General features: G+C 73.2%; 21 protein-coding genes and 1 pseudogene. 10 read left to right on the top strand and 12 right to left on the bottom strand.

Annotated features, from left to right (window positions below; translation table 11 throughout):
- Positions 1-222: 222 nt before the first annotated feature.
- The 6 genes and pseudogenes from AC0VYN_RS04105 to AC0VYN_RS04080 all read right to left on the bottom strand — a co-directional run bounded on the left by AC0VYN_RS04105 (position 223) and on the right by AC0VYN_RS04080 (position 5,446).
- Positions 223-1,155: a hypothetical protein gene (locus tag AC0VYN_RS04105; RefSeq protein WP_475534814.1), complete on the bottom strand. Its 933-nt coding sequence runs from the start codon at positions 1,153-1,155 to the stop codon at positions 223-225.
- Positions 1,156-1,202: 47 nt separating this feature from the next.
- Positions 1,203-1,820: an RNA polymerase sigma factor gene (locus AC0VYN_RS04100; protein WP_475534813.1), complete on the bottom strand. Its 618-nt coding sequence runs from the start codon at positions 1,818-1,820 to the stop codon at positions 1,203-1,205.
- A gap of 98 nt (positions 1,821-1,918) precedes the next feature.
- Positions 1,919-2,365, bottom strand: coding sequence for a hypothetical protein (locus AC0VYN_RS04095; protein ID WP_475534812.1), 447 nt, complete (start codon positions 2,363-2,365; stop codon positions 1,919-1,921).
- A 153-nt stretch (positions 2,366-2,518) separates the two neighbouring features.
- Positions 2,519-3,088 (bottom strand): hypothetical protein, encoded by a 570-nt coding sequence (locus tag AC0VYN_RS04090; RefSeq protein ID WP_475534811.1) that lies wholly within the window; start codon positions 3,086-3,088, stop codon positions 2,519-2,521.
- An 87-nt stretch (positions 3,089-3,175) separates the two neighbouring features.
- Positions 3,176-3,720: pseudogene (locus AC0VYN_RS04085) on the bottom strand (hypothetical protein).
- A 97-nt stretch (positions 3,721-3,817) separates the two neighbouring features.
- The gene (locus tag AC0VYN_RS04080) at positions 3,818-5,446 is read right to left on the bottom strand and encodes a beta-N-acetylhexosaminidase (RefSeq protein ID WP_475534810.1); all 1,629 of its coding nucleotides are present in this window, start codon (positions 5,444-5,446) and stop codon (positions 3,818-3,820) included.
- Between the two features lie 230 nt (positions 5,447-5,676).
- On the opposite strand from AC0VYN_RS04080, the gene AC0VYN_RS04075 reads away from it, so the two are divergent.
- The 9 genes from AC0VYN_RS04075 (at position 5,677) to AC0VYN_RS04035 (ending at position 12,212) form a co-directional block, all read left to right on the top strand.
- A complete protein-coding gene (locus AC0VYN_RS04075) occupies positions 5,677-6,171 on the top strand; it encodes a 2-oxo-4-hydroxy-4-carboxy-5-ureidoimidazoline decarboxylase (RefSeq protein ID WP_475534809.1) in 495 nt (164 codons plus the stop codon).
- A gap of 259 nt (positions 6,172-6,430) precedes the next feature.
- Entirely contained in the window at positions 6,431-6,811 is a 381-nt protein-coding gene (gene sdhC / locus AC0VYN_RS04070; protein ID WP_385463113.1) for a succinate dehydrogenase, cytochrome b556 subunit, read from the top strand.
- Between the two features lie 5 nt (positions 6,812-6,816).
- Positions 6,817-7,305, top strand: coding sequence for a succinate dehydrogenase hydrophobic membrane anchor subunit (locus AC0VYN_RS04065; RefSeq protein WP_385463110.1), 489 nt, complete (start codon positions 6,817-6,819; stop codon positions 7,303-7,305).
- Positions 7,306-7,324: 19 nt separating this feature from the next.
- Positions 7,325-9,079: a succinate dehydrogenase flavoprotein subunit gene (gene sdhA, locus AC0VYN_RS04060; protein WP_475534808.1), complete on the top strand. Its 1,755-nt coding sequence runs from the start codon at positions 7,325-7,327 to the stop codon at positions 9,077-9,079.
- Entirely contained in the window at positions 9,079-9,852 is a 774-nt protein-coding gene (locus AC0VYN_RS04055) for a succinate dehydrogenase iron-sulfur subunit (protein ID WP_385463104.1), read from the top strand. The genes sdhA and AC0VYN_RS04055 overlap by 1 nt, the downstream gene beginning before the upstream one ends.
- A 185-nt stretch (positions 9,853-10,037) precedes the next feature.
- Positions 10,038-10,448 (top strand): VOC family protein, encoded by a 411-nt coding sequence (locus AC0VYN_RS04050; protein WP_451629279.1) that lies wholly within the window; start codon positions 10,038-10,040, stop codon positions 10,446-10,448.
- A 108-nt stretch (positions 10,449-10,556) separates the two neighbouring features.
- The gene (locus AC0VYN_RS04045) at positions 10,557-10,964 is read left to right on the top strand and encodes a hypothetical protein (protein ID WP_475534807.1); all 408 of its coding nucleotides are present in this window, start codon (positions 10,557-10,559) and stop codon (positions 10,962-10,964) included.
- 4 nt (positions 10,965-10,968) lie between these two features.
- On the top strand, positions 10,969-11,454 hold the full coding sequence (locus AC0VYN_RS04040; RefSeq protein ID WP_475534806.1) for a thiol-disulfide oxidoreductase DCC family protein: 486 nt from the start codon (positions 10,969-10,971) through the stop codon (positions 11,452-11,454).
- A gap of 11 nt (positions 11,455-11,465) precedes the next feature.
- Complete coding sequence (locus AC0VYN_RS04035) at positions 11,466-12,212, top strand: TetR/AcrR family transcriptional regulator (RefSeq protein WP_386920578.1); 747 nt, start codon at positions 11,466-11,468, stop codon at positions 12,210-12,212.
- Here the strand turns inward: AC0VYN_RS04035 and AC0VYN_RS04030 are convergent.
- Together AC0VYN_RS04030 and AC0VYN_RS04025 are read right to left on the bottom strand one after the other, a co-directional pair.
- Entirely contained in the window at positions 12,203-13,510 is a 1,308-nt protein-coding gene (locus AC0VYN_RS04030; RefSeq protein WP_475534805.1) for a metallophosphoesterase, read from the bottom strand. The two genes, AC0VYN_RS04035 and AC0VYN_RS04030, sit on opposite strands and share 10 nt — an antisense overlap.
- 35 nt (positions 13,511-13,545) lie before the next feature.
- On the bottom strand, positions 13,546-13,785 hold the full coding sequence (locus AC0VYN_RS04025; protein WP_451691092.1) for an SCO4848 family membrane protein: 240 nt from the start codon (positions 13,783-13,785) through the stop codon (positions 13,546-13,548).
- Between the two features lie 91 nt (positions 13,786-13,876).
- Here AC0VYN_RS04025 and AC0VYN_RS04020 point away from each other — a divergent pair, with 91 nt between their 5' ends.
- A complete protein-coding gene (locus tag AC0VYN_RS04020; protein ID WP_475534804.1) occupies positions 13,877-15,154 on the top strand; it encodes a D-alanyl-D-alanine carboxypeptidase family protein in 1,278 nt (425 codons plus the stop codon).
- Here AC0VYN_RS04020 and AC0VYN_RS04015 read toward each other — a convergent pair.
- From AC0VYN_RS04015 to AC0VYN_RS04000, 4 genes are read right to left on the bottom strand one after another with little or no spacing between them, the layout of a single operon-like run.
- Complete coding sequence (locus tag AC0VYN_RS04015; RefSeq protein WP_475534803.1) at positions 15,102-16,010, bottom strand: YihY/virulence factor BrkB family protein; 909 nt, start codon at positions 16,008-16,010, stop codon at positions 15,102-15,104. The two genes, AC0VYN_RS04020 and AC0VYN_RS04015, sit on opposite strands and share 53 nt — an antisense overlap.
- The gene (locus AC0VYN_RS04010; protein WP_475534802.1) at positions 15,998-16,468 is read right to left on the bottom strand and encodes a GtrA family protein; all 471 of its coding nucleotides are present in this window, start codon (positions 16,466-16,468) and stop codon (positions 15,998-16,000) included. Before AC0VYN_RS04010 ends, AC0VYN_RS04015 begins: the two co-directional genes overlap by 13 nt.
- Positions 16,462-17,412 carry a decaprenyl-phosphate phosphoribosyltransferase gene (locus tag AC0VYN_RS04005; protein WP_475534801.1) on the bottom strand — a complete coding sequence of 317 codons (951 nt, stop codon included), beginning with the start codon at positions 17,410-17,412 and terminating at the stop codon, positions 16,462-16,464. The genes AC0VYN_RS04010 and AC0VYN_RS04005 overlap by 7 nt, the downstream gene beginning before the upstream one ends.
- The gene (locus tag AC0VYN_RS04000; RefSeq protein ID WP_475534800.1) at positions 17,409-17,915 is read right to left on the bottom strand and encodes a phosphatase PAP2 family protein; all 507 of its coding nucleotides are present in this window, start codon (positions 17,913-17,915) and stop codon (positions 17,409-17,411) included. The genes AC0VYN_RS04005 and AC0VYN_RS04000 overlap by 4 nt, the downstream gene beginning before the upstream one ends.
- Positions 17,916-18,005: the final 90 nt, after the last annotated feature.

Below are 18,005 nucleotides of genomic sequence, written 5' to 3'. Positions count from 1 at the left end.
GGCACGTTACGTCTTGAAACCGCCGCTCGTCCATGTCCTCATCGCATTGCCGTACAAGATGCAACTAAGCCGTGACGCGGTGAGGTGTGACAGAAAACGCAGTGCCGGCGCTGTAGCAAGTACGGGTCGCCGCGCGGCCCGTGCCGCGCGACGGCCGGGGCCTCTCCTGTGGGGGGTGGCGGCCCCGGCCGTTGCCTTGGCCACCGCGCTCGCCTTCGCGCGCTACTCGCCCCTGCCGCGGTCCTGGCCCGTCTTCTCCCCGTGACCGGTGTTCGCCCCGGCGTTGTTGCCGCCGGAGTTGCCGCCGTCGCTGCCGTTGCCGTTGCCGGAGCCCGCGGTCCTGCCGGGGCCGCCGCTCGCCGGGGCGGGACCGCTCGGAACGGTGCCGGCGGCCCGGGGGTTCCCGGCGTTCCCCGCGCCCGCGGGTCCCGTCTGCCGGGCGCAGTACGCCGCGACGTGCCGCTCACCGCCCGCCGCCGCGACGAGCCGCTGCCAGGCCGTCGCGTCCAGTGCGCGGCCGTGCCCCGCGACCCGCTCGTAGGCACGGCAGTGGGCCGCGGCGACGCGGCCGGCGTTCCGGGCGCCGGACCCGGCGGTGGCGGAGGAGGACGGGGCGGAGCGTCCAGGCCCGGCGGGGCGTCCGGCGTCGCCCGCGGCGGCGGGGGCGGGGGCGGCGGTGGACGTCGGTCCACGGTCGCCGGCGGACGGCGTGCCCGTGGCCGGGGAGCCGCCCGTCTCGCCCGCCCCGATCGCCGCGTACGCGACGCCGCCGAGCGTGAGGCTCGCCAGCAGGATGGAGAGGGTCACCCTCAGGGAGCGCCGCGCGCGCCGCGGTTCCCGTGGCCGCCAGTCGTCCCGGCGGCGGATGCGCGCGGTGCGCGCCGCACGGTGCGTCCCGGCGTCCCGGGCGGCCCGGAAGGCGTCCACCGCCCGCCGCTCCCCCGCACCCGGGTCACGGCCACCGCGCAGAGCCCCGGCGAGCACCTCCTCCGTGGCCGGGCGGGCCCGCACGGAGCGGGCCGGCCGATGTCCGCGGGGAACGCCGTCACCGGCCCCGCGGACATCGGGGGTCTCCCGGGCGCCTCGCGCGGCCCGGGCGTCGGGGTGGGCCGGCCGGGGGGCGTGGGGGCCGTCGGCGCTCCGGTGTGCACCCATGTCCGCTTCCGTTCCCGCTCGGTCCGCCAGGCCGCCGTCGGCGCCCGTCATGTCGACTCCCCCAGCGTCCTGGGCCTCTCATCCGTCACACCGTCCGTGCCCAGCTGCCGGGCCAGCCGCTTCAGCCCCCGGTACGTCGCCGTGCGCACCGCGCCCGGCCGCTTGCCGAGGACGCGCGCCGCCGCCGGGCCGTCGAGACCGACGACGACGCGCAGCAGCACCGCCTCCGCCTGGTCGCGGGGCAGCCCGCTCACCAGTGCCAGGGCGGCCCGGGTGGACAGCGTCTCCAGCGCCTGGTCGTGGGTGGAGTACGGGCCGGGCAGCTCCAGCACGTCCTGCTCCAGCGCCGACCCTCGGGGCCGCACCTTCTGGCGGCGCAGGTGGTCCAGTGCCCGGTGCCGGGCGATGGTCGCCGTCCAGCCCCGGAAACCGGCCCCGTCGCCCCGGAAGCGCCCCAGGTCGCGGGCGATCTCCAGCCAGGCGTCGGACGCCACGTCCTCGGCGTCCTCCCCGACCAGCCCGCGCAGATAGCCGAGCAGGCCTGGCTGCACGAGGCGGTAGGCGACCGCGAAGGCGGTCTCGTCGCCCTCCTGGGCCAGCGCGACGGCCGCGCCCAGTTCCCCGTCGTGCGCCTGTACGCGGCGGGGTTCCCCTCCTCGGCCCAAGAAGCGTCCTCGTCCGTACCGGATTCCCGGCGTGCTCGTCGAGCCCGCCCCCAAGGTCATCAGCGTCGGGCCGCACGGAAGTGTCACAGCGGACGGCGTCACCGGCCCGCCGTCGCCTCCCGGCACAGCAGGCGCAGCGACCCGTCGCCGGCGAAGCACCGGCGGGCCTCGTCGATCGGGTCCCACAGGCGGCCGTCGCCGGTGCGGATCCAGTGGTCGCCGCCGGTCGCCCACCACTCGGCGCCGCCCTGTCGCACGATCACCTCACCGGCGTAGGCGCCGAGGCCGCGCAGGACGGTCTCCACCGCGGCGTAGGGCGCCCCCTCGCCGCGGATGCCGTCGATCATGCGGTCGACGCGCCACAGGCTCCGGGGCGAGTAGTCGAGGCGCAGCCGCGCGCCCTCGCGCAGCACGGCCACCGTGTCGGACGCCCACCGCACGGGCCTGGTGGCGGCCGAGGGCCGGTGCGCCGCCGCCGGACCGGCACTGGGTGCCGGGGCGGCCGGGGCAGTGGTCTCGCTGGTCACCGTCGTTTCGCTCGTCACAGTCGTCACATCCGCTAGAGCGTCGTCCGGCGGCGTTCCGTCACAGGGTCACGGCGGTGGTTCCGCAACCGGCGCAGGACCGCCCCACCGTCACCACGTCCGCCGCACGACCGCCGCGCCGTCCACGCAGGACGGTCACAGCCCGGCGGGCCGTCAGCCCCGGCCGCGCGCCCGGCGGGAGACCACCGCCCGCAGCACCCGCCGTCCCTCCGTGGACACGTCCAGGGCGCCGCGGAGTCCGGCCGGGCCGTGGCCCGCGAGCAGTTCGAGGACGCTGACCTGGCGGCGCAGCTCGGCGGCGACCAGCGGCGCCTCGCCCTGCGTGGGCTCCTCACGGCCGGCGCCGGCACCGCCGGTGTCCTCCGTGGCGGGGTCGAGGAGCCGGTGGATCCGCAGCGAGGCCACGGAGCAGGCGTCGGCCCAGGCCCGTACCTCGGCGGCCGAGCGCCCCGGCGGGGCGGCGTCCAGCATCCGCCGGGCCAGCAGGACGGCCTCGTCCTCGCCGGCCGCGCCGGGCCCGGCGAGCCTGCCGCGTGCCTGGTCCCAGGCCCCGGCCCAGGCGGGCCCGCTGCCGGTCACGTCCGCGTCGGCGAGGGTCGCCCACAGCGGCCGCAACACGTCGTCGTCTCCGTCCAGCAGGGGCAGGCAGCGGTCCAGACAGGCCAGTCCGCTCGCGGCGAGCCCGCGTGCGTCGGCCTGCGCGATCAGTTCCACCAGACTCATCCGGCGCCTCCTCGACCCTGCCGCTCCGGCCCGCTGTCCGCCACGGAGTCCGCATTTCCCCTTACTGCGTGCGTCGGGCCCCGCGTGTCACAGCGGCACCACGCCGAGCCGGTCGAGGAACCGGAAGAAGAGGTCCTCGGCCACCGGCGCCCTGCCGGACGCGGAGCCCGGGCGGAGGGCCGCGCCGTCCCCCGGTCCGGAGGTCAGCACGTCGGCCAGCCCACCGGCGTCCGCCGTGCGTCCGGCCTCGGCGGCCCAGGCGACGGCCCGCCCGACGGCGTCCGGGGGATCGAGGAAGTAGTCCTCCAGCGTGAGCCCCTCGTTCCCGGCGCCGAGGTACGCGGCCATCGCGGCCCGCACCAGACAGGTCGTCCACGCCCCGCCGACGGGCGCCGCCGCCTCCACGACCACGCAGTCGCTGTCCATGACGTAGCCGAACAGCGCGGGCGCGCCGGTCTGCGCGGCCAGGTCGTGCATGTTGCCGACGTCGCCGTCGCCGCCCGGGTACTCCCAGACCTGCCAGGCTCCGGCGCGGACACCCGCAGCGTCATGTCCGGGGCGCCCGCCAGGGCGTCCAGCTCCGCGAGCGGCCGCTCGGCGCGGCCCACGACGAAATACCCCCAGTAGCCCATGTCCCGGCTCCCCCCGGCGTGTCGGTCGGCTCGCCCACACATCACCACAGGCCCCCGGGGGTCCGCAGCCGTATGGGGCGATCCGGCACGGACCGGGTCAGTCGAGCCGGCCCGCCAGCGCCTTGAAGTCCGCCCAGGACAGCTCGGGCCTGTCCGGGTCCCACAGCTTCTGGACGGTCGCCGCCAGCGGCAGCCGGATGCCTGCCGCGACCTGGGCCTGGGTCTGGGCGCCCGGGATGTCGCCCCAGACCGCGAAGCTGCCGCCGAGGATCTGGTCGTCGTACTTGGCGTCGACGGCCGTCGTGCCCCGCAGGACGCGCGGGGTCCACTGCTCGTAGATGCGCTCGCCGGTCGGGTAGACGAAGGTCTGCGGCTCACCGAGGACGTAGTAGAGGAACTCGTCGTTGTAGTTGAGGACCTGGCGCCCCGCGCTCAGGTAGGCCGTGGGCGGCCGGGCGCCGATCTCCTTGCCGGTCCAGTAGGCGGCCTTGATGTCCTTCAGGGGTTCGACGGACGTGTCCTTGAAGAAGCCGTCGTTCCAGGCGCGCGGGGTGCGGTCGTGGGCCATCACGGTCCTGGCGCGGCCGTTGAGCCATCCGGTGGTGAGGTCGGCGACGGTGCCGCCGGAACCGTAGGCCTCGCGGGCGGCGGCGGCCAGCGTCGGGTAGGACGCCTCGGGGTCCGGCACCACGAGCGCCTGGTACTCGTCGGCGCCCAGGTGGAACTGGGAGCCCGGGAAGAGATCGGCGTACTCGTCCAGCAGGTCGTCGACGATCTGCGCGGCCTCCGGCTTGGAGATGTCGATCGCGCCGCGCGTGGCCGTGCCCCGGACGTTGCGCAGTTGCAGGTCGGGGTGCGCGGCGATCACCGCGCCGAGGTGGCCCGGCGAGTCGATCTCGGGGACGACGGTGATGTGCCGGGAGGCGGCGAGGTCGGTGATCTCCTTGATCTCGGCCTTGGTCAGGTGGTCCTCGGAGACGATCTCCGGGTGCGAGTCGGACTCGATGCGGAAGGCCTGGTCGTCGGAGAAGTGCAGGCCCAGCTCGTTGTACTTCAGGTCGCCCAGCTCGCGCACCCGGTCCTTGATCCAGGCGGCGTCGTAGTGCTTGCGTGCGATGTCGAGCATGAAGCCGCGCTTGGGCTTGGCCGGCTCGTCCCGCACGACGCCCTCGGGCGCGGTGCCGCCGCCGTCCACCTCCTGCTTGAGGGTGCGGGTGCCGTAGAAGACGCCCGCCTCGGCCGGCCCGCTGACGACGACGCGGCCGTCGCGCACCGTCATGGTGTACGACTCCGGGTCGGCGCCCTTCTCGGCCTTCACCTCCAGCCGCAGGTCCCCGGCGCGCGCGTCGTCCTGCTCGCCGGCGTACGTCATGCCGAGCTCGCCGGCCACGAGACGCCCCTCGTCGGCGAGGGACGGGTCGGCGACGACGACCCGGTGACCGGGGCCGGGCTGCCAGCCGGGGCCGCGGGCAGCGGTGTGCTGCCGTACGGCCGGTATGGTCCGCGGCTCCTTGGACAGGGCGTACGAGCGACTGGGGCTGGGCGAGGCGGAGGGGGCGGCCGCCTCGCCGGAGGAGCGCGCCGCCGAACCCGCGGGCCCGCCGTCCCCGTCGCCGCCGGCGGCCCACAGGCCGGCTCCCACGCCGAGCGCCGCGACCGCCGCTCCGGCGATCACGGCCCGCTGTCTCACCTTGCGCGCCGGTGCCCGGCGTCCGTGCTGGCTCACAGCGCCAACCTAAGGCCGACTGCTCCACCATGCGTCCACCACATGTTCCGAAACTCTCCCGTTCGGGTGAAATTCGGGCAGCGTACGGACATGCGATGCCCTCTCTCGATAACGTGTCGTCACATATTTCGCACAATCCACTGCCGACACACACGTGACGCCCACAAGGACCCACGCTGCCTGTGCACCGTCTTCCAGATCTCTCCGGCCGAGTCGCCATACCGGTGCCGGTGCAAACCCGCGCCGCACCGGCACCACCCGCCTCGCTGGAACTTTTCAACACGGCCCCCGCCGAGGAGGCCGCCCGCACCCTGCTCACCTGCCTGAACAGCCGCGACTGGGCGCACCGTCTCACCGCCCACCGGCCCTACCCGGACCTCCCCGCCCTCCTCGCGGCGGCCGACGAGGCCGCGTACGACCTGACCCCGGGGGAGCTGGGGCAGGCCCTGGCGTCGGAGGCGCTGCCCGCCCTGCCGGAGGACACGTACGCGGCGGCCCACACGGCCCTGAGCGCGGCGACCGCGGCCTACGAGGCCCGCTTCGGACACGCGTTCGTCATCTGCGTGGACGGCCTGACCGCCGACGAGGCGCTGAACCACGTGCTGGCGGCCATCCGGTCACGATTGGCGAACGATCCGGACGAGGAGCGCCTGGTGGCGGCCGAGGAGCTCCGGCGCCTGGCCAGGGCCCGGCTGACCGGCACCCTCGGGGGCACGGGGCGGTGACCTCGGCGGCTCCACAGCGGGCCACCGGCGGCCTCGGGCGGCCCGCAGCCGGCAATCCGGGCGAACCGCCGCCCCGGTGACCGCCCGCGGCCGGCCGACTGCTCCTTTGAGTGCAACTTTGATCACATAGGCAGGCCCCCCGTAAGCACCACAGGCAACCGTCGCTACGATGCTGGGGGCCGGTGGACCGTACCCGGCCGGGCCCGACCGACAAGGAAAGCCGGCGCGGCCCCAATCCCCGCTCCCGGAGGAAACTTCCGTGCCGGCTGGAACGCTGTACCGCGGCCGGGAAGGAATGTGGTCCTGGGTGGCTCACCGAGTCACCGGCGTCCTCATTTTCTTCTTCCTGTTCGTTCACGTGCTGGACACCGCTCTCGTCCGCGTGTCCCCCGAGGCCTACGACACCGTCGTGGCCACGTACAAGACGCCGATCGTCGCGCTGCTGGAGTACGGCCTCGTCGCCGCCATCCTGTTCCACGCGCTCAACGGCCTGCGTGTCATCGCCGTCGACTTCTGGGTCAAGGGCGCTCGCTACCAGAAGCAGATGCTGTGGACCGTCGTCGCCCTGTGGGTCGTGCTGATGGCCGGGGCGATCTACCCCGTCCTCGGGCACGCCGCTCGTGAACTCTTCGGGAGCTGACGCACATGTCGACCACTGAAACCACCCCCTCCGGCATCGGCCCCGTCGAGGGCGCGGGCGCCTCCGTCTACACCGTGGACAACCCGGCGCCGCTGATCGAGCCGCCCCGCAAGCGGACCAAGAAGTCCCCGAAGTCCACGCGCGGCAACTTCGAGATGGCCGCCTGGCTCTTCATGCGCCTGTCCGGCGTCGTGCTGGTCGTCCTGGTCATCGGGCACCTGCTCATCCAGCTCGTGCTGGACGGCGGCGTGTCGAAGATCGGCTTCGCCTTCGTGGCCGGCCGCTGGGCCTCGCCGTTCTGGCAGGTCTGGGACCTGCTGATGCTCTGGCTCGCCATGCTGCACGGCGGCAACGGCCTGCGCACGGTCATCAACGACTACGCGGAGCGCGCGAACACCCGGCTGTGGCTCAAGGGCCTGCTCTACACCGCCACGGTGTTCACCATCCTGCTGGGCACGCTGGTGATCTTCACCTTCGACCCGAACATCCGCTAGGCACGGGGCTGCGAGAATCATGAAGATCCACAAGTACGACACCGTCATCGTCGGCGCCGGTGGCGCCGGCATGCGCGCGGCCATCGAGTCGACCAAGCGCAGCCGCACCGCCGTCCTGACGAAGCTCTACCCCACCCGCTCCCACACGGGCGCCGCGCAGGGCGGCATGGCCGCCGCGCTGGCCAACGTGGAGGAGGACAACTGGGAGTGGCACACCTTCGACACGGTCAAGGGCGGTGACTACCTGGTCGACCAGGACGCCGCCGAGATCCTGGCGAAGGAGGCCATCGACTCGGTCCTCGACCTGGAGAAGATGGGCCTGCCGTTCAACCGGACCCCGGACGGCACCATCGACCAGCGCCGCTTCGGCGGTCACAGCCGCAACCACGGCGAGGCCCCGGTCCGCCGGTCCTGCTACGCGGCCGACCGCACCGGCCACATGATCCTCCAGACGCTGTACCAGAACTGCGTCAAGGAGGGCGTGGAGTTCTTCAACGAGTTCTACGTCCTGGACCAGCTGATCACCGAGGTCGACGGCGTCAAGCGGTCGGCCGGCGTCGTCGCGTACGAGCTGGCGACCGGCGAGATCCACGTCTTCCAGGCGAAGGCCGTGATCTACGCGTCCGGCGGCACCGGCAAGTTCTTCAAGGTGACGTCCAACGCGCACACGCTGACCGGTGACGGCCAGGCCGCCGTGTACCGGCGCGGGCTGCCGCTGGAGGACATGGAGTTCTTCCAGTTCCACCCGACCGGCATCTGGCGCATGGGCATCCTGCTGACGGAGGGCGCCCGCGGTGAGGGCGGCATCCTCCGCAACAAGGACGGCGAGCGCTTCATGGAGAAGTACGCGCCGGTCATGAAGGACCTCGCGTCCCGTGACGTCGTCTCCCGCTCCATCTACACGGAGATCCGCGAGGGCCGCGGCTGCGGTCCCGAGGGCGACCACGTCTACCTGGACCTCACCCACCTCCCGCCGGAGCAGCTGGACGCCAAGCTGCCCGACATCACGGAGTTCGCGCGGACCTACCTCGGCATCGAGCCCTACACGGACCCGATCCCGATCCAGCCCACCGCGCACTACGCCATGGGCGGCATCCCGACCAACGTCGAGGGTGAGGTCCTCGCGGACAACACCACCGTCGTGCCGGGTCTGTACGCGGCCGGCGAGGTCGCCTGCGTGTCCGTGCACGGCGCCAACCGCCTGGGCACCAACTCGCTGCTCGACATCAACGTCTTCGGCCGCCGCGCGGGCATCGCCGCCGCGGAGTACTCCCAGAAGGCGGACTTCGTCGAGCTGCCGGAGAACCCGGAGTCCCTGGTCGTCGAGCAGATCGAGCGGCTGCGCACCTCCACCGGCTCCGAGCGGGTGGCCGAACTGCGCCGCGAGCTGCAGGAGACCATGGACGCCAACGTCATGGTGTTCCGCACCGAGCAGACGATCAAGACGGCCGTCGAGAAGATCGCCGAGCTGCGCAAGCGGTACAAGAACGTGGCGATCCAGGACAAGGGCCGCCGGTTCAACACCGACCTGCTGGAGGCCGTCGAGCTGGGCAACCTGCTCGACCTGGCCGAGGTCATGGCGGTGTCCGCGCTCGCCCGCAAGGAGTCCCGCGGCGGTCACTACCGCGAGGACTACCCCAACCGCGACGACGTCAACTTCATGCGCCACACCATGGCGTACCGCGAGGTGGGCGACGACGGCACCGAGTCCATCCGTCTGGACTACAAGCCGGTCGTCCAGACCCGCTACCAGCCGATGGAGCGTAAGTACTGATGGCTACCCCTGTCATGGAGAAGAGCGACAAGGCCCCCGAGGCCGGCTTCGCCGACTCCCCGTACATCACGGTCACCCTGCGCGTCCGCCGGTTCAACCCGGAGGTCTCGGCGGAGGCGACCTGGCAGGACTTCCAGCTGGAGATCGACCCGAAGGAGCGCGTCCTCGACGCCCTTCACAAGATCAAGTGGGAGCTGGACGGCACGCTGACCTTCCGCCGTTCCTGCGCCCACGGCATCTGCGGGTCGGACGCCATGCGGATCAACGGCAAGAACCGGCTGGCCTGCAAGACGCTGATCAAGGACATCAGCCCCGAGAAGCCGATCACGGTCGAGGCCATCAAGGGCCTGACGGTCCTCAAGGACCTGGTCGTCGACATGGAGCCGTTCTTCCAGGCGTACCGGGACGTGATGCCCTTCCTGATCACGAAGGACACCAACGAGCCGACGCGCGAGCGCCTGCAGTCCGCCGAGGACCGCGAGCGCTTCGACGACACGACGAAGTGCATCCTGTGCGCCGCGTGCACGTCCTCGTGCCCGGTGTTCTGGAACGACGGGCAGTACTTCGGCCCGGCGGCCATCGTCAACGCCCACCGCTTCATCTTCGACTCGCGTGACGAGGCCGGCGAGCAGCGGCTGGAGATCCTCAACGACCGTGACGGCGTCTGGCGCTGCCGCACGACCTTCAACTGCACGGACGCCTGCCCGCGCGGCATCGAGGTCACGAAGGCGATCGCGGAGGTGAAGCGGGCGCTGATCACGCGCCGCTTCTGACGTCCGCCGGTTCGCCGCCGTAGGCCGGTGAGGGCCCCGCTTCCCCCGGAAGCGGGGCCCTTTGGCATGTGCCACCCCATGAGGTGAACGCCGCCGGGGGTCCTTGCCGCCGGACGGGCGAAGAGCGCGCCCCACGAGGAATGACAATCAGCCGTTCCGGACGATGACCGTCCTAGCCTGACGCCATGTCAGATGACGAGTCGTACGAACTGCTCGGGTTCGACAACGTGCTGCTGCCCGTCGGCGACCTCGGTGAGGCCGTCGGCTTCTACGAGCGGGCCGGTTTCCCGGTGGCCTTCCGGCTCGACGAGGCCGGGATCGCGCTGCTGAAGGTCGGCGGCGAGACGCCGGGCGTCCTGCTGCGGGCGGAGGAGGAGTTCGGGCGGCGCCCGCCGCCGTGGCCCTCCGCGCGGGTGTGGCTGGAGGTGCCCGACGCGCGCACGGCGGCCCGGGCGCTGCGCGACGCGGGCATCGCACCGCTGGACGAGCCGTTCCCCGTCGCCACCGGCTGGACCGTCGAGTTCGCCGACCCCTGGGGCAACGTCGTGGGCCTCACCGACTACTCCAAGCGCCCGGAGCTCGGCCGCCGGCCGTGACCGCCGCCCCGTGACGCGGGCCACTCCACCCTTGAGTTGAACACGTTCAAAAGCGGGTCTACAGTCAGTCCCGTCAGCGTTTTGAACGCGTTCAAGAAGGGGTGGGGCATGGACCGCACCGTCATCGCCTACGTCATCTACCTGGTCGTCAGCATCGGTCTGACCGTCTGGGTGGCCCGCACGCTCAGCCGCAACGGCCGGGTCTTCCTCGCCGACGTCCTGCACGGCAACGAGAAGCTCGCCGACGCCGTGAACCACCTGCTGGTGGTCGGCTTCTACCTCGTCAACCTCGGTTTCGTCGCCCTGTACCTCAGCGGCGACGGGACGATCACCGACACCCGGGGCATCTTCGAGGCGCTGTCGACCAAGGTGGGCGTGGTGCTGCTGGTGCTCGGCGTGATGCACCTCGGCAACGTGTACGTGCTCAACCGCATCCGGCGGCGCGGGGTGATGGAGCGGGAGCAGGTGCCGCCGGTCCCGCCGCAGGGCTGGGTGGCCCCGACGGCCGGGGCCTGAGCCGATGGCTCCCGCCCCCGGGACGGCCGGCGCCCCCGTGCGCCGGCTCACCGTCCTCTACGACGCCGAGTGCTCCCTGTGCACCCATGTACGGGACTGGCTGCTGCGGCAGCCGCGGCTGGTGCCGCTGGAGCCGGTCCCGGCGGGGTCGGAGGAGGCCCGGCGACGGTTCCCCGGCCTGGACCACGGCACCTCCCTCGACGAGGTCACCGTCGTCGGCGACGCCGGGCAGGTGTACCTGGGCGCCGCGGCCTGGATCGTCGTCCTGTGGGCCCTGCGCGCACACCGCCCGCTCGCCCACCGGCTCAGCACCCCCGCCGGGGCCCGGCTGGCCCGCGGCGCCGTCCTGGCCGCCGCCAGGTGGCGCGACACCCGGCAGCGCTGGGGCGGCAACGGCTACCGGCGCGCGGACGGCTGGGTGTACGAGCCGGGGCTCGGCTGGCTGTACACCGGACCGGGCTGCGACGACGGCGCCTGCGCCACTCGTTAGGCTCTCTTCCTGTGCCTGCGAAGAACGACGGCCCCGACGACGGTGCCCCCCTCAGCAAGTCCGAGCAGACCCGCGCGCTGATCCTGGAGACGGCCATGCGGCTGTTCCAGGAACGCGGCTACGACCGGACGACCATGCGGGCCATCGCCCAGGAGGCCGGCGTCTCCGTCGGCAACGCCTACTACTACTTCGCGGGCAAGGAGCACCTGATCCAGGGCTTCTACGACCGGATCGCCGCCGAGCACCAGGCGGCGGTCCGGGAGGTCCTGGCGCGGGAGACCGACCTGGAGGCGCGGCTCGCCGGCGTGCTGAAGGTGTGGCTGGACATCGCGACGCCGTACCACGAGTTCGCGGTGCAGTTCTTCAAGAACGCCGCCGACCCGGACAGCCCGCTCAGCCCCTTCTCCCCGGAGTCGGAGCACGCGCGCGTGGAGGCCATCAGCGTCCACCGCTCGGTGCTGGCCGGCACGAAGACCAAGGTGCCGGAGGAACTGCGGGACATCCTGCCGGAGCTGATGTGGCTCTCCCAAATGGGCCTCGTCCTGTACTGGATCTTCGACCGCACCGAGGGCCGCGAGCGCAGCTACCGGCTCGCCGAGCGCGGCGCCCGGATCACCGCCCGGGGCGTCGCGCTGGCCCGGTTCCGGGTGCTGCGCCCGCTGGTGCGCGAGGTGCACGAGCTGTTCACGGACTTCCTGCCCGGCATGACGAAGGCGCTTCCCGACCCCGCGGCCGGGAAGCCCTCCCGTCAGGCCTGACGGGACGCCAGCTCGATCACCGTGATGTCCGACGGCGCGCCCACCCGCGTGGGCGGGCCCCAGGCGCCCGCGCCCCGGCTGACGTAGAGCTGGGTGTCGCCGTAGCGCTCCAGGCCCGCCAGGGTCGGGTTGGCGACGCCCGCGATCAGGTTGCCGGGCCAGAGCTGGCCGCCGTGGGTGTGGCCGGAGAGCTGGAGGTCGACGCCGTGGTCGACGGCGTCGTGGATCTGCACCGGCTGGTGGGCGAGCAGCACGCAGGCGCGGGCCCGGTCGCGGTCGCCGAGGGCGCGGGCGTAGTCGGGGCCCTGGCCCTCGTCCTCGCCCGCCACGTCGTTGACGCCGGCCAGGTCGAAGTGGGGCAGTTCGGTGCGGGCGTTCTCCAGCGGGATGAGGCCGAGCCGCCGTACCTCGGCGACCCACTGCTCGGCGCCGGAGAAGTACTCGTGGTTGCCGGTGACGAAGTACGCGCCGTGCCGGGCCCGGAGCTGCGCGAGCGGGGCGGCCGCGGGGCCGAGGTCCTTCACGCTGCCGTCCACCAGGTCGCCGACGACGGCGACGAGGTCGGGCTGCGTGGAGTTGATCGTGTCGACGACCGTCTGCGCGAAGCCCCGGCCCAGCACCGGGCCGAGGTGGATGTCGCTGACCACGGCGATGCGGAAACCGTGCGCCGCGCGCGGCAGTTTGGCCAGCGGCACGGTGACCCGCTTCACCTTCGGGCCGCGCAGCACGCCGTAGGTGCCGCCGGCGACCGTCCCGACGGCCGCCGCGGCGGCGGCGCCGGCGACGACGCGGGAGACGAACAGGCGGCGCGAGGGGACGGCGAGGGAGCCCGGCGGCGTGGGCGCGGGCGCGGCGGCGGGCGGCTCGGACTCCGCGGAGGGTGTGCCGGGCGGCACGGAGCCCGCCGGCATGCGCTCCGGGTCCGCGGCCGGGGCCGGCACCGGCAGCTCGTCCGGCTCCGCCGGCTTCGCGGCTGCCCGACGCTCCAGGAACCTGCGCAGCAGCGGCCGTACGGCCTCGCCCGCGAGCACCGCCAGCAGCAGGTATATCGACAGGGCCAGCCACAGGAAGCCGGGCCAGGCCAGGACGCGCTGGAGCCAGAAGGGGGCGCCCGTGCGCTCGGCGACCAGCGCGCCGACGGCCAGCACCCAGCCCCCGGTGATCACCACCGCACCCGCGCGGCGGACGGGGCCGGGGCCCCGGGTGGTGTCGCGGAACAGGCGCAGCCACACGTACCGGTTCGCCAGCACGACCACGCCCAGCACGACCACTGCGACCAGCGCGATGACGACCACCATGCCGTCGGATCCCCTCAGTTGTGACGTCGGTGACGTTATGACGTTCGGCGCAGTGCGCGCACGCCGCGCAACCCGATGGCCCCGACGACCGTCCCCAATACGAAGGAGACGACCGCGAGCAGCAGGTGCACCCAGAAGTACGCCGTGGGGTCGCCGTCCTCGAAGGCCAGCCCGCTGCCGTCCTTGACCAGGTTTTTGACGAAAGTGATCCAGATGATCCAGCTCCACACCCCGAAGGCGAGCAGGAACCAGGAGACGGGGCGGCTGAGCTTCATGAACCCAGTATCGCCGCCGGATGTCCGGTTCCGTTCGCGGGGTGGGGAGCGGGGTGGGAGGACGCCGGTGGCGGGCGGTACGTTGCCGCTCGTGCCCGCATCCATGAAGACAGTCCGGCGTTCCCTGCCGGTCACCGCCGCCGCCCTGACCGCGCTCACCCTCCTCGCGCCCGCCGCGCTCGCCGCCCCGAGCCCCACGGCGAGTCCCACGGCCACTCCCCCGGCGTCGATGTCCTCCGTGGGCGGCACGCGGCTCGGGCGGCCCGGGACGCAGGTCGATCTCGCGGGCGGGGCCCCCGTCCTGCCCAAGGACCTCACCGCCCGGTCCTGGATCGTGGCCGACGCCGAGACCGGCGACGTGCTCGCCTCGCACAACGCGCACTGGCGCCTGGCCCCGGCGAGCACCCTGAAGATGCTGTTCGCCGACACGCTGCTGCCGAAGTGGCCGAAGACCACGCGGCACAGGGTGGCGGTGTCCGACCTGGCCGGCGTCGGCGCCGGGTCCAGCCTGGTCGGCGTCAAGGAGGAGGAGACCTACACCGTCGAGGATCTCTGGCGCGGCGTCTTCCTGATGTCGGGCAACGACGCCGTGCACGTGCTGTCGGCGATGAACGGCGGGGTCGACAGGACCGTGGCGGAGATGAACGAGCACGCCGCGGAGCTCCAGGCCCTCGACACGACCGTGGTCAGCCCCGACGGCTACGACGCGCCGCACCAGGTCTCCTCCGCGTACGACCTGACGCTGTTCGCCCGCTCGGGGCTGCAGAAGAAGGACTTCCGCGAGTACGCCTCGACGGTCCGCGCGAAGTTCCCGGGCGAGACGGCCAAGGACAAGAAGGGCAAGGCGTACCGCAAGTCCTTCGAGATCCAGAACACCAACCGGCTGCTGCGGGGCGACCCGGACATAGCCGTCTACCCCGGCATCGCCGGGGTGAAGAACGGCAACACCACGAACGCGGGCGCCACCTTCACCGGGGTCGCCGAGCGCGACGGCAGGGTGCTGCTGGTCACCGTGATGAACCCGGCGAAGAAGGAGCACAACGAGGTCTACAAGGAGACCGCCCGGCTGTTCGACTGGGGTTTCCAGGCGGCCGGCAAGGTGAGGCCGGTCGGTGAGCTGGTGCCGCCGAGGAGCGCGGTGGCGGCGAGCGCGGAACCCGACGACTCGGGTCAGGCCGGGGGCGCGGGCGGGAAGGCCGTCATGGGGACGAAGCCCGTGGCGGGCGCCCCGGCCGCGGACGGCTCCACCGGCGTCGGGATCGCGGCCGGCATCGCCGCCGGGGTGCTGGTGCTGCTGACCGGCGGGGCGTTCCTGGTCAATCGTCGCTGGCCGCTGCCGGAGCTGGTGCGCCGCCGGTCCCGTCCGTGAGCTCCTCGGCCTTGCTGCCCGTCGCCGTCCAGGCGGCGCAGAACAGCACCAGCTTCGAGGTGAAGTTGATCCACAGCAGCAGGGCGACCGGGACGCCGAAGGCGCCGTACATGCTCTTCGTGGCGACGCCCTGCATGTAGCCGCTCAGCAGCAGCTTGAGCAGTTCGAAGCCGACCGCGCCGATCAGGGCGGCCACCACCAGGCGGCGGCGGCCCGGCTGGACGCCGGGGAGCAGGGTCAGCACGTACAGCAGCAGGAGGAAGTCGGCGAGGACGGCGACGGCGACGGCGGCGATGTGCAGCAGGACGCTGCCGAAGCCGCCCTCGGCGATGCCGAGCTGGCGGATGATCCAGCCGACCAGCGCCGAGGCGACGGTGGAGATGCCGACGGTGACCAGGAGCGCGCCGCCCAGGCCGACGAGGACACCCGCGTCCTTGGCCCGGTGCAGGAGCGGGTTCTCCTCCTCGTCCGGCACCTCCCAGACGGCGCGCAGACAGCCCCGGGTGGCGTCGACCCAGCCTATGCCGGTGAAGAGCAGCAGGAGGCCGGCGATGAGGCCGACCGTGCCGGCGTTGTCGACCAGGCCCTGGATGTCGAGCTGGCCGGAGATGCCCGGCACCTGCTCGGCGATCTTGTCCTGGAGCCGGTCCTGCTGCTTCTGGCTGAGCGTGGCGGCCGCGACGGCGGCGGCGAGGCTGAGCAGCGGGAAGAGCGCGACGAAGCTGGTGAACGTCATCGCGGCGGCCAGCCGCGTCCACTTGACCCGGTCCAGCCGCTCGTACGACCGCCACGCGTGCGTGGTCATCAGCCGGGCGATCCACGGCCCCACCACGGGGAGCTTCTTCAGCCAGTCCATGATCCGACGCTGCCCCCGGTCGTCCCGGTCCATGATCCCGGCCGGCGGCCGGGTGTCTTCCCGGAGCGGAAGACCAGTGTCCGTGTGCCCCAGAAACGCAGGATGGTGGCCAGCGCCATGCCGATTCCCGCGCCGGAGACCGTGTCGGCGCGCTGCGAGGTGAGACCGAGGCCGTAGTGGCTGACGGCCAGGCACAGCAGCTGCACGGCGGCCCCGGCGGCGTTCACGGCGAAGAACACGAGGTACGGACGCAGTCCGCGCGGGCGGGCGTGCCGGTAGGTGCCCAGGGCGTTGCCCGCGTAGGCCACGGAGCAGCCGGCGACGAAGGACAGGGACTTGGCGGTGAGCGGGCCGAGGCCGGCGGGGCCGCGCAGGACGGTGAAGAGCCCGAGGTCGACGGCGTAGGCGAGGAGCCCGGCCAGGGCGAAGCCCACCAGTTCGCGCCGGCCGGCTACCAATTGGCCACCGCCAGGCCGTACATCGCCAGCCACACCAGGCCGATCAGTGCCAGGGCCCGGTCGCGCAGGACGACGTCCTCGGGCTCGCCGGCCGTGCCGCGGTCGGCGAAGACGGCGTAGCGCAGCACGGCGAGGATGAAGGCGACCATGGACAGCTGCCGCCAGGGCAGCACGCTGGTGTGCGGGACACCGCCCTCCTCCATGGCCCACAGGCAGTAGCCGAGGACGGCGACGCCGGCCGCGAGCTGCCAGACGAAACGCAGGTAGCCGGTGGTGTACTCGGTGAGCAGCGCACGGGTGGCGCCCGCCTCGCCGGCCATCTGCACGGCCTCGCTGTAGCGCTTGGCGGAGACCATGAACAGGGCGCCGAAACCGGTGGTGATGAGGAACCAGCGCGACAGCGGGATGTCCAGCGCGAGCCCGCCGACCATGGCCCGCATCAGGAACCCGGTGGTGACGACGGCGAGATCGACGACCAGCACGTGCTTGAGGCTGACGCAGTACGCCAGTTGCATCGCCAGGTAGGCGACCAGCAGGGCGGTGACGGCCGGTGGACACAGCCGGGCCGCGAGGACGGGCGCGAGGACGCCCAGGGCGCCGCCGACGGCGTAGGCGACCGGGACGGGGACCTGCCCGGCGGCGACCGGGCGGTGGCGTTTGACCGGGTGGGCGCGGTCGGCCTCGGCGTCGCGGGCGTCGTTGACGAGGTAGACGGCGGCGGCGCAGGCGGTGAACAGGACGAAGACCAGGGCGAGCCGGCCCAGGGCGTGCCGGGAGAACAGCTCGCCGGCGGCGGCCGGGGCGGCGACGACCAGCACGTTCTTGATCCACTGGCGCGGCCGCGCGGTCCTGAGCAGGCCGCCCGCGAGGCCGCCGCGGCCGGGCGGGGCGGGCCGCGGGGGCTGTTCGGTGGCGCGCTGCCGCAGGACGGCCGTGTCGGTCACCGGGTCCCCTCCCGCATCCAGTCGGCCCCCAGCCGGGCGGTGAGCGCGCCCAGGGCCGCGCCCGCCACCACGTCGGACGGGTAGTGGACGCCGACGACCAGCCGGGACACGCACACGGCGGCGGCCAGCGGCCAGGCCGCGCGCACGCCGAGCGCGCCGAAGACGACGGCGGCGGCCGCGGCGGAGGTGGCGTGGGAGCTGGGGAAGGAGTGCCGGCCCGCGGTGCGCACCAGCGGCTGGACGTGCGCGGGGCGGGGACGGCGCACGATCCGCTTCACCCCCATGCTGGCCAGGTGCGCGCCCGCGGTGAGCGCCGTGCCGCGCAGCCACGCCGTGCGCCGCCCGCGGTCCACGGCGGCTCCGGCGAGGCCCGTCGCGAGCCACAGCGCACCGTGCTCCCCGGCCCGGGACAGGGTGCGCGCGGCGGCGGCCACGCGCGGGTCCGTGCCGCAGGCTCTGAGCGCCGTCACGATCCGGTGGTCCATGTCGTCGAGGTCGTCCATGTGGACTCACTGTTCACGCCGACGGGGCGTGAAGTCCGGCATGATCGGGCGACATACCATTAATCACCCGTTTCGGGGAGGGACGGGATG

It is taken from the genome of Streptomyces sp. 63XJN7_1_ISO-PGPR-S23-121, assembly GCF_056173025.1.
This window is presented reverse-complemented; position numbering and strand designations above follow the sequence as displayed.

What these genes read in the sequence shown, in the direction of transcription:
- AC0VYN_RS04055 (WP_385463104.1), top strand. Translation starts at nt 9,079, where the DNA reads ATGGCTACCCCTGTCATGGAGAAGAGCGACAAGGCCCCCGAGGCCGGC.
- AC0VYN_RS04025 (WP_451691092.1), bottom strand. Translation starts at nt 13,785, where the DNA reads ATGAAGCTCAGCCGCCCCGTCTCCTGGTTCCTGCTCGCCTTCGGGGTG.
- AC0VYN_RS04045 (WP_475534807.1), top strand. Translation starts at nt 10,557, where the DNA reads ATGGACCGCACCGTCATCGCCTACGTCATCTACCTGGTCGTCAGCATC.
- AC0VYN_RS04040 (WP_475534806.1), top strand. Translation starts at nt 10,969, where the DNA reads ATGGCTCCCGCCCCCGGGACGGCCGGCGCCCCCGTGCGCCGGCTCACC.
- AC0VYN_RS04015 (WP_475534803.1), bottom strand. Translation starts at nt 16,010, where the DNA reads ATGGACTGGCTGAAGAAGCTCCCCGTGGTGGGGCCGTGGATCGCCCGG.
- AC0VYN_RS04000 (WP_475534800.1), bottom strand. Translation starts at nt 17,915, where the DNA reads ATGGACGACCTCGACGACATGGACCACCGGATCGTGACGGCGCTCAGA.
- AC0VYN_RS04030 (WP_475534805.1), bottom strand. Translation starts at nt 13,510, where the DNA reads ATGGTGGTCGTCATCGCGCTGGTCGCAGTGGTCGTGCTGGGCGTGGTC.
- AC0VYN_RS04105 (WP_475534814.1), bottom strand. Translation starts at nt 1,155, where the DNA reads ATGGGTGCACACCGGAGCGCCGACGGCCCCCACGCCCCCCGGCCGGCC.
- AC0VYN_RS04090 (WP_475534811.1), bottom strand. Translation starts at nt 3,088, where the DNA reads ATGAGTCTGGTGGAACTGATCGCGCAGGCCGACGCACGCGGGCTCGCC.
- AC0VYN_RS04050 (WP_451629279.1), top strand. Translation starts at nt 10,038, where the DNA reads ATGTCAGATGACGAGTCGTACGAACTGCTCGGGTTCGACAACGTGCTG.
- sdhA (WP_475534808.1), top strand. Translation starts at nt 7,325, where the DNA reads ATGAAGATCCACAAGTACGACACCGTCATCGTCGGCGCCGGTGGCGCC.
- AC0VYN_RS04065 (WP_385463110.1), top strand. Translation starts at nt 6,817, where the DNA reads ATGTCGACCACTGAAACCACCCCCTCCGGCATCGGCCCCGTCGAGGGC.